The organism is Polaromonas sp. Polasp52, assembly GCF_059491565.1.
Genome location: NZ_CP168513.1, coordinates 3,942,854 through 3,957,221, shown reverse-complemented (window position 1 = coordinate 3,957,221; position 14,368 = coordinate 3,942,854). Strand labels below are relative to the sequence as shown.

The window sequence follows — 14,368 nt, the reverse complement described above, 5'->3', positions numbered from 1 at the left end:
TGACAAGACACGGGCGGAAGTCGCTTCAAGGTTTGCGATAGATCCCACCCATATCCCTTTCGCCGGCTTTTAAGCGGCGGAATCACGCCCTCTCGGCAGGCATGGTCAAGGGCGACATCGCCAGCCACGTGATGGTTTTTTCAGGCGCCTTCGTGTTGGTCTTCACGCAAGAGGACACATTCATGTTTCAAGGCTCGTGAAAAAATGACTCGCATCGTCAGGGTCTCGGCTTCGTGGATGCTGGAGCGAGACACTCGTTCACAACTGCATTTCATCCACACGCCGAAGCATTTCCATTCGTTTTTCATGAGGAAACATACCTTTGTCCAGCGTCAAAAAGGTATCGCGCACAGCAGCGTACCGCTCGGGGTTCACTGCTTTGGCCAACAGCAGACTGCGCATGGCGCGGTGCTCCATCGGCCCACCCACGCCATAAGGATCGATATCGGCCAGTGGCGCTTTGTTGGCTAACTCCTCGATTTCCTCCAGATCGGAAAAGCGCTGATAGAACGGCAGCGCCACTTGAGTGAAGGTGGCTTCGATTTCACGAGCAACGCTCGGGATGTCCTCTTCCATCGACTCGGGAGCAACTTTCAGGGGTACGGCTTGTCGTCCACGGGGGGTAAGCAATCCGAGAGTCGTAGTCTCTTTTCGCGCATCTTCGCCGTAGATCAGACCCAAAGTATTCCAGGGCACCTCTACTTGATCATGTCGAATTCTGAAAGAGAAGTTGATTTCAAAGAAACGGCCCAGCGCCGTACCTTGATTCACAATCAGCAACGCGTCAAATCCATAAGACTGCTCTTTGACAAAGTACCCCCAATTCTTGCGCAGCTCGAAACCATGACGCTTGAGCGTTGGTTCAAGGAGTTTGCAAATGGCTTTTTCTATTCGATCCATCTCATTTATCTTCCGGGAATTTTCGGTATCGGTCCGGGCCGAATTTGTACCGATGAAGGAGGTATCACTGTGCCCTTTGGCAAGTCAATCGAGTCGCCCCGCAAGCCACTAACAACTCCCCCGTTCTTCGCAAGAGCCGGGTAATGAAAGCCCTGATTCTCTGTCACAGGCGAATTGGTCGATAGCTTATAGTCAATTAAATCATAAGTACCATTGGCCCGCAGGCCAACGCGATCTAGTCGCACGCTACCAGGTAACAATCCGCCATTGTCGTCGAAGGCTCGCACGTAAAGCTGGGTTACTGAACGACCACCATAGAGACTGTAGTTATCGAGTGTTCCCTGAACAGTCTCAAAGCGAATGCCCATTTCCAACTTGTCGGCGCGAGTTCGTCCCGCAAGATAGTCCGTACTGGTCGACGTATACGACGACTGAGTCTCGAATGTGCCCGGACGTTGCGCCCCGGTATATGCGGGAGCGCGCCCAGCCAAACCCACCGCAGCCATGCCCAAACCGTCCAATGACGTACCCAGACCCAAAGCCGCACGCTGAGCCTCCGGACTCAATCCTGCAAGATTAGCCGCTCCTGCGGCAATGCCTCCCAATGTACTAGCTAGCATGCCATCCAGCATCTGGAATCTGGGATCGGGTCCGTACCGGGCATTTATCTCGGCGGCCTGTTGCTGCGCATCTGGCACCGTGTAGGTGGCCCAATCGGCGAGCTTGCCCAATGTCCCAAGCGGATCATTTGTGAAGCCACCAGCGATTTCGCCAAACTTGCTGAACGCGTTGTAGTTGGATCGCCCGCTCAGCGGCTGCCCCATTTTGTCAAGCTTGGTGCTTGGCGTGGTGGTGCTCAACACTTTTGATGCATCGGCAAACTGTCGGCCCTCAATATCCCCCTCGTATCCGGCTGACGCATCGGGATCCCACCAACCAGCATCCGTCAGGATCATGCCGGGTTTGGGCGCCTGGGTGGGCAGATCGTCGTCAAGCTGAGCTGCTGCCAACGAAATGCCCGCATTCACCCGCGTATTCCAATCAGCCACGACACCACGCGAGAAGCGCAGACCCATACCACCACCCAGGCGCAAGCCGCTGCCCCAGCCCATGTCTGTGGGCTTGTTCTCATTATCCCAACCGTCAACATAGTCCTCACCATAGTCGGCCATGGTCTCGCCGAATTGAGGACGCGTCTCCTGCGCACTGTTCAAGTACAGACCGCCACTCGCCGATGCAGCCTGGAAGGGCCCACCAAGGTACTGATAACCCTCCTCGCGCCCGAAGCCGATAGCCGACTGTGCGGATTGGACGAGTTGCTCCTCCTGGCGATCAACAGCAGAGCCGCCAAGGTAGTGATAACCCTCCTCGCGCCCAAAGCCACTCACCGACTGCTCAGCCTGGAGGAGTTGCTCCTCCTGCTGACCGACAACAGGGCCACTGCCCTGCCCAACATAACCCCTCAGGGACTCTCCTAGCGTATTACCAAACGCATCCATGGCAACCTGCTGCACGCTGACCCTACCGCCACGGGCTATTGCGGTCGCGGCGCCCGAGGCCAGGCTCTTGATGGCCGACTTTGCGATGAACTCTCCCATGCCCATTCCCGGGGCCAGGCCATCGCCGGGCAGCCCCAGCGCATCCCCGACCCCCAAGCCCACGGCAGTGCCCACCGCAGCGGCGGCCACGCCTCTCCAATCGAAGTGATCCTGCAAGCCGGTGATGACACCAATGCCCTGCGTCAAGGCGTTGGCGGCCGCGGCCTTGACGATGGCCGTGCCTGTTTTACCCAAGGTCGCAACCACTTCCTTGGGAATAAATTCGCTCAGGCCTTCGCTGATGCCGGCGCTGACACCGGCAAGGGCAATCCCTTCCCAGCTGATGCCGTCCTGCACGCCCAGTGCGTTTCCGGCGACCTGGCCCATGAAGGACCCCAGCATGGCGGCAGGTATGGCTGGCAGGGGCACAAAGATGGACACCACCACCGTAATGACAACCACGATGATCTGCCCAATGACACCGCAGCCATCATCATCCTGCGCCGGCGGCGGAGGCGTGGGCAGGTTGGGCGTGGTGTCGCCCACCATCGCGCTCGGGTCGTAGGGCTTGAAGGTGCTGGCGTTGTTGTTGATGGTCCCGACCCGGCTGGGGATGGTCAGGGTCTGGCCTATCCTCAGGTCGCTGTCGCCTGAGAGGCCGTTGGCCTCGGCGATGCGGTACCACAGCGAGCTGTCGCCGTAGGCGCCCCTGGCAATGCTTTGCAGGGTGTCGTTGGGCGCGACGATGTAGGTGCCCGGGCTGGATTTCGGGTAGTTGCCGTTGATAGGCTGGTAGCCGAAGTTGAAGTCCACCACGTTGGCGCCGCTGGCGGCGTTGCCGTAGCGGCCCAGCACCTCGCCGGCCACGATCAGCTGGCGCTGGACCTGGCCGTTCTGGGCGGTGTACAAGGCCTTGCCCGAGGCATCGTTGACGAAGCTGCGGTTGGCGGCGCCGTTGGTGCTGTCGGTGACAGCCGTCAGGTAGCCGTTGGCGTCGTAGTAGCTGGTCGTCGTGCCGGGCTGAAAGTAGGTGCTGGTGCCGTTGACAGCGGCTTCCTTGTAGCCGTCAAACCGGTTCTGCGCGTAGCTGTAGTAGTTGGTGTAGGCCGTGCCCTCGTAGTTCTGCAGGGAATAGCTTTGCAGGTTGCCGGCGGCGTCGTAGCTGCTGTAGTTGATGTCGTATTTGGCGCTGTTGTCGCTTTTGAGGACGCGCTGGTACAGCATGCGGCCGTTGGCGTCGAAGCGGTTGACGCGCGTCTCGGAACCGCTGGCGCCCGATGCGCCGCCGGTCAACGCGTTGATATAGGCGGTCGACAAGGTGCCGGCCGGACCGGTTTGCAGCACGCGGCTCGCACCGTCGTAATAACGGTAGTCCAGCTGCACGCCGTCCTTGACCACACCGGTCAGGCGGTTCAGGCCGTCGTAGTTATAGACCTCGGTGCTGGTACCTTGGTAGCCATAGAGGTCGGTGCGGTAAACCGGACTGTAACCGACGATGCCCCAGGTCGTGATCGGGTTGCCGGATTCGTCGTAAGTGGGCTGCCCGTATTCATTGAGAACCGGAATGGCGCCGTAGACGGGGTTGTAGTGGTCCACCACCTGCACGCTGCCCACGCGGGTGCCCAGGAAGGTGTCGCTGGTGCGGTTGCCGTTGCCGTCGTAGGTGATGCGGTGGCCCACCGAACCAAGGTTGCCGGCGGCGTCCACCGCGTCGACCACGGTCTGGCGGTTCATGGCGTCGTACTGGAAGTAGCGGTCCGCGTCCGAGGCGCCGCTGCCGGTGATGACGTGGGTCTGGATACGCGTACGGTTGCCCATCTTGTCGTAGTCCAGGTTGATGAAGGCGCGGGTGTCGCCCACCCAGCGCAGCCGGCCCAGCGCGTCGTAGGCCATGGAGTTGTCCTGGTAGGTGACCCCGCCCTGCACGACTTTCTCGCGCACGGAATGGCCGCCCAGGTCCCAGGCATAGGTCGTGACCTTGCCGAGTGCCGCATCGGTGTTGCGGACCAGCTGGCCCGCGGCGTCGTAGCCGTAGATCAGGTACTGGCCGCGGGTGCTGGTTTGCACCACCAGCTGGCGCGCATTGTCATAGGCATAGCTGAACTTGGCCCCGCCCAGGTCGGTGTGGCCGTAGAGCTGGCCAAAGTAGTCGTAGCTCCAGGTGGCGCTGTTGTTGTTGGCATCCACTTCGGCGGACTTGCGCCCGCGCAGGTCGAAGGTGGCCTTGACGGTCTGGCCCAGGGGCTGGCGGGTCGCCACGACGTTGTCCAGCATGTCGTAGCTGTAGCTGAGCGTCTCGTAGTTGCCGTTGGTCGAGGTGAGCTTGCGCCCGGCCTGGTCCCAGGTGTTGGTTTCCGTGATGGCGCGGCCGTTGACATAAGTCATCGAGTTGGAGGCGCCCACTGTATAGACACTCACTACCGGCCGCACCGTGCTGAGCAGCCGGTTGAGTTTGTCGTAGTTGAAGGTGGTGATAAAGCCGCGCGTGTCCTTGACCTGCACCTTGTTGCCGAAGACGTCGTAGCGGTAGTTCACGATGCCAGCGTCGGCATGGGTCTCCTTGACGAGGTTGCCGGCGGCGTCAAACTCCTGCAGGTTGCTGTTGCCGCGCGCGTCCGTCGTGGCCAGTTGCCGGCCCATGCGGTCGTAATAAATATTGGTGACCGGGCTGGCCGCGCTCTGGTTGCCGTCGGTGTCGGCCTGGCTCTGGCGCACGACCTGGTTGCCGGCGTTGTAGCTGTAGGTGGTCTTCCAACCCAGGGCGCGCGGGTCGTTGATCTCCAGCACATTGCCCCAGCGGTCGGTCTTCTGGTTGACGACCGGCCGGCTCCACTGGCTGGTGCCGGCCGTCGCCCCGGACACGGGCACAGGCAGCCAGCCCGAACTCGTGGTGGCCCCGCCGGCCACCGTGGTCAGCACCTGGTATTCGTAGGCCGCGAGGTTGCGGCTGCCGGCGTCATAACGCAGCGCGTCGCCGAAATTGAGCAGGCTGACGGTCTCCACCGGTGTGGTGGCGCCGACCGGGCGCAGCTGCAACTGCAGCGTGGTCGATGCGTCGGCCGGCGCCGTCAGCTCTATGCTGTTGCCGCTGGTGCCGAAGCTGCCGCTGCTGCGGTCGGTGATGAGCCGCCAGTTGCCCTGGTAGTCTTTTTTGTACAGTTGCAAACGCGTCACGCCGGCGAGGCCGCCTTCGGTACCCGAGTCAATCCAGCTCATGGTCATGCCGCTGGCGGCCTGGTCCGCGGTCAGGGTGCGGGTGATGTTCCTGGCGGCCGCGGCCACCGGAACCCTGACTCCGATGACGTTGCCCGACTCGTCCGTGGCCGGGCTGTACATGCCGTTTTCGCCGAGGACCATGGTCTGGCCGAGGACGTAGGTATACGGCTGGGTCACATAGTCCATGCTGACCAGGATGTCGCCGCCGCCCAGATTGGCAAGGGACGACCAGGTCAGGTAGACGTTGTTGCTGCCGTTCCAGCCGGCGCTGTTGCCGTTCCAGTCGTAGGCGGGATAAGAAGCCGAGGCGATGCCGGCGTTGGCCTGGTTGGAGCGGACGGTGACGCCGCCCTGGGTCGTCAGGCGTTCGGCTTGCAGCTGCTGGGTGACGTGGCCGAGCTCGTCATACTTCACGTCGTTGCGCCGCACGTCGGCCAGGCCGGCCACCTGGTCGGCGCTCGCATAGGCCAGCAAGTTGAGGTTGCCGCGCCCGGAGCCGGCGCTGCGGATATCCGCGGTCTGGTGCCCCTGCAGGTCATAGAGCGACACCTTGGCAATGCCGTCGCCGCTGTTGGTGCGCCAGAGATGGCCGGCGTTGTCGTAGTCAAAATACTCTTCGCGCCCGCCGTTGATGCCCTTGCGGACGACTTCGCCGAAGGCGTTGTATTCGACCGCGGTGTCGACCAGGCCGGCCTGCTGCTGGCTGACGTTGGTGATGCCGGAGCCGTTGGCCTGCGCCGGGCTGCCCTGCCACTTGATGACGAAGTTGCCGCTCGCATTCTGCTGCCACACGCGTATGGTGGACAGCTGCGAGATGCCGCCATCGGAATAGCCGGCATTGAGCCATGAAAGCGTGACGCCGCCGCTCGCGGCCGCGGCATTGAAATCCTGGACCACGGTGGCGGCGTGGGGCGCGCCCGGCACAAAAACAGGGACACCGTTCTCACCGGCCCCGACAAATTGGGGGACTGCAACGGTCTGGTAGTCGATCTGAACACGCACCAGGCCGCCGCTCGCATCAATCAGCGACGACCAGCCGAGGGTTGCGCTGTTGCCGGCCCCCGTGAACATATAACTGCCGCTTTCGTTGTACGCGACGTAGGAATAAGTGTCCGAGGTGAAGGTCGTGGTCAGCCCGCTCTGCAGCACCGTGGTCGAGGCCGGGTCTATGACGTGGGTCTGGCGACCCAGCTTGTCGTATTGGTAGGCGCGGAACTTGGTCCGGGTGACGCCGTCGTTGCCGGTGACGGCCTGCCATTCCTTGGCGATGTGGCCGTGCGCGTCGTAGGAGCTGTAGTGGTTGTAGCCCAGCGCGTCCGTCACCTGGGTGGCATGGCCCGCGCGGTCGTAGGCGGTCAGCGTGGTGCGGTCCGCGCCGGAGGCCGCGCCCTGGGTGAAGGCCGTGGCGGTCGCGGTCGCCGCGCCGTTGGCGAGTTGCACCTTGCTGACCACGTTGCCGTAGGCATCGCGGCGGAACAGCGTGAGCGGCGTGAGGACCACGTTGGTGCCTGGCGTGACCACGTCGATGCGCGCCGGTTCGGCCACGGCCGTCACGCGGCCCATCGCATCGTAATAGCTGTAGGTGGTGGCGCCGTTGGCGTCGGTGGTGGCCGTGGTGTTGCCGACGGCATCGTAGAGGTAGCTGGTGACCGCGTTGCCGCGCACGCCGGTGGTGCTGGCGGTGGAGACGCTGTACAGCACATTGACGCGGGTGTCCGAGAGCTTGCGGTTGTTGCGGTCGAACACCGAGGTGATCTTGCGGTCGTCGTTGGCGGAAGTGACGGGCGCGGGCGCCGAGGCATGCGCGATGGCGCTGTTCCAGCCCACGATGGCGGTGGCGTATTCGGTGTGGTCCACGATATTGCCGGCACCATCAAAAGCCTGGGTCGTCAGGTAACCCATGGCGTCGACGATGGCCGTCTGCCCTCCGCGCAAGTCGTAGAAATACTCGGTCGTGGTCCAGGTATCGGTGACGGCATTCTTGAGCAGCGCGACGCGGCTCAGGTCGCCGAAGGCGTTGTAGCTGTTGCGTGTGGTCTTGCCCGCGGTGAAGTACTGCGCGCCCGCGGCGGCCGTCGAATCGTAGGCGTAGCCCTGCGGCTCAATCACCTTGGCAACGCGGCCCAGGCGGTCGTATTCGGTCAGCAGGATGCGGTCCATGCTGTGGCTGAAGCCGGCCGCGGCCAGGGCGGTGCTGATCTGCGTGCCGCTGAGCTGCGCGGGGTTGCCGGTGAGCAGCGTGGTGGCCGAACCGTAACGCGTCAGCGTGGTGACCTCGCCCCAGGTGTTGCGCGCATAGCCGGTCACAAAGCCGAGGGCATCGACGTCATAGCGCACCCGGCCCAGCTTGTCGTAGGCCTTGTAGCTCATGGCGCCGGCGACGTCGCGGTTGGCGACGGCATTGCCGAACACGTCGTAGCTGGTGTGGCTGCTCAGCGTCTGCAGGGTTTCGGTCCGCGTGGCAAGGCCGGTGGCGCCGTTGACGGTGATGTTGTCGGCGGCGGCGTTGTAGACCGACACCGGCGGGTAGATGGTCTTGACCTGGTGGCCGACGGCGTCGTACTCGTAGCTGGTGGTGCGCTCTTCAGCGCGGCCCGAGGCTTCGGTGCGCGACAGCAGGTTGCCCAGCGAGTCGTAGCTCATGCGGGTCACGATGCTGGCATTGCCGCTGAGCGCGGGGTTGACTTCCAGCTGGCCGGTCGTGGCGTTGACCTGCAGGCCGGTCACCGCGACCAGGGGCGAGGTCTCGGTGATGAGGCGGCCGCCCGCATCGTAGTCGTAGTTCCAGGTGGCGCCGTTCTTGTTGGTGAACGTGAGTTTTTCACCGAGGGCGTTGTAGGTGTTGGACTCGGTAAAGCCCAGGGCGTCGGTGCTGCCGGTCAGGCGGCCGGCGGCGTCATAAACAAAGCTGCTGCTGCGGTCATTCGCGGTCGAGGTCACGATGGCGGCGGCGATCGCAGCGGCCGTGCCGGCGGTGGCCGCCGGTATGGCGGTGGCGTATTCGGTCACGCCCTTGATGGCGCCGGTGCCGTCGTACACCGTCTTGCGGACATAACCCAGGGCGTCCACGCCGTAGACCTGGCGGTTGCTGGCGTCGAAGGCGCGTTTTTCGACACGGTCGTTTGTCGCGTTGGCCACCACCAGCAGCGCGACGGCGGAGGCCGAGGCCACGGCAGGCAGGGTCGATACGTCGACCAGCGCGGCGTAGCGCCGGGTCTGCACGGCATTGCCGGCGGCGTCAAACGTGGTTTCGGTCGCGGCCCCGCCGGCGTCTATGCGGAAGACCTGGCGGTTTGCCAGGTCGTAGGCAAAGCGCTCCACGCGGTCGTTGGTGGTGTTGGCAACCAGGGAGGCCTGGATGGCGTCGGCATCGGGCGTGGTGGCGGCCACGGGCGGCGTGACAGCCGTGGCATAGGCCAGCTTTTGCGCCACATTGCCGTTGGCGTCGTAAATGTATTTCGTCACGCCACCCAGGGCGTCGACGCTAAAGGTCTGGCGGTTGGCCTTGTCGTAGGCAAACACGGTGATGCGGTCGGCGGCGGAGGCGCTGACGCTGGCCGGCGCGGCCGTGCCAGCGACGGCCGTGGCGTACTGGATGGTCTTGACGGTGTTGCCGCTGGCGTCGTAGACGAAGCGGGTGACGGCGCCGACACCGTCGCCGCGGTACACCAGCCGGTTGGCGGCGTCATACACATTGCGCACACGCGCATCGTTGCCGGATGCCACCACGGCGGCCGTAATGGCAGCAGCGGTGGCGGCGGTGGCCGGCGCAATCGGCTTGGCATAGGCCAGCCGCTCCAGCACATTGCCGTTGCCGTCAAAGGTCTGCTTGACGACGGCGCCCGTGCTGTCCAGGGAGAATATCGCGCGGCCCAGCTGGTCATAGACCGTGCGCATGCGCTGGTCGTGCGCCGCGTCGGCCACCGGCGCGGGCAGGGTTCCGGCCACCCAGGCGCTGCCGCCCGACATGGCCACGCGGTTGGCATAGGCCACACGCTCGATGACGTTGCCGGCCGCATCGTAGGTGTACTTGACCACTTCACCCAGGGCGTTGACGGTGGCGGTGAGCCGGCCGTCCTTGTCGTAGACGCGGTTTTCCACGGCGTCAAAACTCGCGGCGGCAACCACCTTGGCCTGGATCTGGGCCACGGTGGCGGCGGCCGGAAGGCCGGCCAGGTCTGCGGGCGCGAGGGCGGTGGCGTACACCGTGGTCTTGACGATCCGGCCTTGGGCGTCAAAGCCGTTCTGCCTGACGTTTCCGGACGCGTCCACGGTGTAGACCAGGCGGTCGCCGGCGTCGTAGGCATAACGCGTGAGCTTGCCGTTGGCATCGGTAGCGCTGGTGACGTTGCCGCCCTTGTCGTAGGCGTAGCTGCGCGTGAGGTTGAGCCCGGTGGGGTCGACCTGCTCCAGGGTGCGGCGGCCGAGCTTGTCGTAGGTGTAGCGGGTCACCGTGCCGCGCGGGTCGGTGACCGTCAGGGTCTTGCCGCGGCCGTCGTAGCTGTAGGCGGTGACGAGGTTCAGGCCGGCCGGGTCTATGGCCTGCTGGGTCAGCTGGCCCTTGAGGTCGAAGCTGAACTGGCTCACGTGGCCGGCGGGGTCGGTGACGGTGACCTGCTGGCCCTTGGCGTCGTAGCCGTAGGTGGTCGTGAGGTTCAACCCTGCCGGGTCCACGGTGCGAGTCAGGACACGGCCGGCCGCGTCATAGGCCAGCACCACCTGGTTGCCGTTGGCGTCCGTCGTGCTCGCCAGCCGGTTGTTCCGGTCATAGCTTTGGCTCGTGGTGGTCAGCGCCGTCGTGGTGCTGAGCAGGTTGCCGTTGAGGTCGTAGGCAAAGCTGGTGGTGTTGCCCAGCCCGTCGGTGACGCTCTGGGTCTGGCCCAGGCGGGTCTGCACCGTGGTGACGCTGATGCTCTCGGGCGTGGTCACCGTGATGCTTCTGAGCGCCTTGTTGTAGCTGTAGCTGGTGACCTTGCCGAGGCCGTCGGTCTGCGTGAGCACCCTGTCGAAGGCGTCGTAGCTGCTGCCGCGGCTGACGTTGAGCGGGTCCAGGCTGGTGATGACGCGGCCCAGCCGGTCGAAGCTGCGGCTGCTGACGTGGTTGTTGGCGTCGGTGCTGCTCGTGAGACGGCCGAAGGCGTCGTACACGGCGGAGCTGATGGCGTTGATGCCGCTGGCATCGAGCACGGTCCCGGTTGCCAGGCCGCGGCGGTCCACCGTGGTGGTCTTTGTCAGGGTCTGCGAAGCGCCCAGGTCCTGCACGCGGCTGACTTCGTCCCCGAAGGCGTTGTAGCCCAGGGCGGTGACATTGCCCAGCGCGTCGGTGCTGCTGGCCAGGCCGCCGTAGCTGTTGTAGGTGTAGCTGACCTTGCTGTCGAGCAGCACGTTGGCCGTGATGGCCGAGGTCAGCGCGGTGTTGACCAGCCCGCCGGCCAGCCCGGCCAGGCTGATGCGCGTGCCGTAGGTCACGGTGGAGGACAGCTGCCCCAGGGCGTTGTACTGGCTCTCGCGCACTTCGCCCAGGGCGTTGACGGTATGTGTCAGGTGCCCGTCGGCGTCGTAGAAGAACAGCGTCTTGTTGCCGTAACCGTCGGTGGTGCTGGTGCGCCGGCCCGCGGCGTCATAGCTGTGGGCCAGGCCGTACTGGCTCCAGACCAGGTCGATCTGGGCCTGCGTGAGGCCGCCGGTCAGCAGCGCGCTGCCGACGCCGGTGAGCTCACCGACCAGCCGGCCCTGCAGGTCGTATTTCGCGGTCAGCGTGCGGGCCTCCGACGTGCCGGCCGCGGAGACTTTTTGCGTCAGATTGCCGGCGGTGTCGTAAGTGAATTGGGTGACGGTCCCGGCAGCGTCGGTCGAGGTGGCGACACGGTTGAGCAGATCGTAGGTCGCGCTGCTGCTGCGATCTTCCGCGCTGGCGGCCGGGCGCAGGTCCGCGACCGTCGTGCTGGCGCTGAAGGCGGCCAGGGCGCCGGCACTGACCGCCGTGGCGTAGCGCACGCTCTGCGTGAGGTTGCCGTTGGCGTCGTAAACCTTTTCGGTCAGGTAGCCTTCGGCGTCGACCTCGGCCGCCACCTGCCCCTTGGCGTTGAGTACCAGGCGCGTGGTGATGTCCTTGGCATCCGTGGCCGGCAGCAGCTGGGCCAGCGTGCCGCTGGCGCGCTGGGCCTGGGCGGTCGCGGTGGCGTAGGCGGTGCGGCCGACCAGCCGGCCCGCGCTGTCATATTTGAACTCCGTGAGGTAACCCTCGGCATCCAGGCTTGCGCGCAGCAGGCCGTCGTCGTCGTAAAAACTTCTCTGCACCCGGTCGGCGCCCGCATTCGGGGTGGGGACGACACTGCCGGAGGCCGGGGCGGCGCCCAGGGCCGCGGTGGAAACCAGGTTGGCGTAACGCGTGACCGAAACAAGGCGGTTGGCCCCGTCGTATTTCATCTCGGCGACCGCGCCCTGCCCGTCAACCGTTTTCACCAGGCGGCCGGCGCTGTCGTAGATGCGCCAGGACTTGATGTCCGAGGCACCGGTGGCGGGGCGAACGCTGGCCAGGGCCGGGTTCAGCGGCTGGCCCGCGCCGTCGACCAGGCTCGCCACGTTCACCGCGGCCGCGTAGGCGATGCTCTGGGTGACGTGGTTGTTCGCGTCGTAGACGTATTCGGTCAGGCTTCCATTGCCGTCGATGTCGGCCGTCTTGCGGCCGGCGTCGTCATACAGCATCCAGGCCCGCACGCCCGTCGGGTCCTGCGTCATCGTGAGGCGGTTGTCGGCGTCGTAGAAATACAGCGTGGTGCCCAGGTTGGCCGTCTGCGCGCTGCTCTGCGTCACGCTGACGAGGCGGCCCGCGGCGTCGTACACGCGGCTGGTCGACAGGCCGTTGGCAAAACTGACGGTGGTCTTGTTGCCCGCGTCGTCGTAGCTGGTCAGCGTGGTCTGCAGCAGCGCGTTCTGGACCGACAGCACGCGGCCCAGGCCGTCGTAGGTGTACAGGTTGACACCCGAGGTTCCCGAGATGGTCTTGAGCAGCAGGCCGGCCTGGTCGTAGATGTATTGCGTCGTCGACTGGCTGCCGTCGGAAACGCCGTTGCCCGAGGCGTCGACCTTGGCGAACACCGTGACCGACTGCAGCTGGCCGCGCGCGTCCAGCACCCGGTCGGAGCGCGTGCTCAGGGCCAGGTTTTGCGAACCGGCCCAAGTCGCCATGGCCGCTTCCGTGGGAACCGCCGTGGCGCCCAGGGCGGCCACGTTGTAGGCCGCCGCGCCGTACTGGATGCTGCTGACCTGTTCGCCCCAGGCGTTGTAGCGGAACTCCGTCACCCGGCCCGCGGGGCTCAGCACAAACCGCAGCAGGTTTTTGTTGGCCGCGTCGTATACATAACGTGTCGTGAGCGGCGAGGACGGCTGGCCGGCGCCCGCGCCATCCGGGTCGGCCACGGTGTAGCTCGACTCCGTCAGCAGCTGGTTGCGGGCATCGTAAGTGCGCGTGATGGTGTTGCCGGCCGCATCGCGCTGCAGCACCTGGTTGCCGTTGGCGTCGTACTGCATGACCAGCGCCCGGCCCAGCGCATCGGTGACCTGGACCAGGTCGCCCGAGGCGTTATAGGCGAAGTTGCTGACCTGCGACACGCCGCCCACCGCCGGCGCCGTGACCTTGGTAAGCTGGCCCGCGGCGTCGTACTCGTAGCGGGTGACCAGGCCCAGCGGGTCGGTCACCGTCGTGCGCTGGCTGGCGGTGTCGTAGCTGTAGCTGGTCGTGTGGTTCAGCCCGTCCGTGACGGTGGCAACACGGTAGTCGGCACCCACTTGCACATAAGTGAAGGCCAGGCTGGTGCCGTCGCTTTGCGTGACGGAGGCCACGCGCGTGCTGGCGCCGTCATAGGTATAGCTCGTCTGGTAGACATGGTTGTCCGCCGTGCTGCCGTCTTCCGGGCTCAGGTCCACCGTCACCGACGACAGGCGGTTGCTGGTGTCGTAGGTGTAGGCCACGCGCGTGAGCGTCGTGCTGTCGGCCCTGACGGTGCGCACCCTGGAGACATTGCTGCCCACGTAGTCGAGGTAGGTCACATCCCCGCTGGCGCTGGTCATGCTGGAGAGGAAACCCGAGGCGTTGTAGGCATAGCTGGCCGTCGTGCCGCGGGCATCGGCGGTGCTGGTCAGCCGCCCGGTGGCGGCCTCATACGTCTCGGTGAGCCCGCTGTCGCCGTCGGTCCAGACATAGTCGCTGCCGACCGCCTTGAGGGTGTCGTAGGCGCCGGCGCCGTCGGTGCTGACATAGGCGAGCCGGGCCGCGTCCCAGGTGTAGATGGATTCGCTTCCGTCGCGGGCGGTCCGGGTGAGGGTGCTGCCGGCGGCGTTCAGCGTGCCCGTCAGCTTGACCTGCTGGGCATAAGCCCCCATGGACCAGTTGTCGGCGTTGTCGTCGTTGAGTTTGCCCTGGCTGTTGTAGGTGCGCAGCGCCGTGAGGTTGACGCCGTGGGCGACCAGGTAGTCGTCGCGGTCCTGCAGCACCAGGTTGCCGTTGGCGACATTGACAAAGGCCTGCTCGCCGTTGCGCCCCTGCCCGGCCGTGCCCAGCAAGCCGTTTCGCCCCAACACGGCCAAAGAAGTTGAACCCAAGCCCAGGCTATTGCCGCTGACGATTCCTACCATGTTGCTTCATCCCGATGTTGGTCGTCGCTGCGGCGGGATCGCTCCCGTTCGGCCAACCTTTTGACCAAACTCCTCAG

2 protein-coding genes are annotated in these 14,368 nt (G+C 64.9%); both read right to left on the bottom strand.

The annotated features are described in order from the left end of the window. Positions 1–258 precede the first annotated feature (258 nt). Entirely contained in the window at positions 259–900 is a 642-nt protein-coding gene (locus tag ACEN9P_RS18530) for a hypothetical protein (RefSeq protein ID WP_495620091.1), read from the bottom strand. 5 nt (positions 901–905) lie between these two features. Beyond that, positions 906–14,291, bottom strand: coding sequence for a LysM peptidoglycan-binding domain-containing protein (locus ACEN9P_RS18525; protein WP_495620090.1), 13,386 nt, complete (start codon positions 14,289–14,291; stop codon positions 906–908). Between the last annotated feature and the right edge of the window lie 77 nt (positions 14,292–14,368).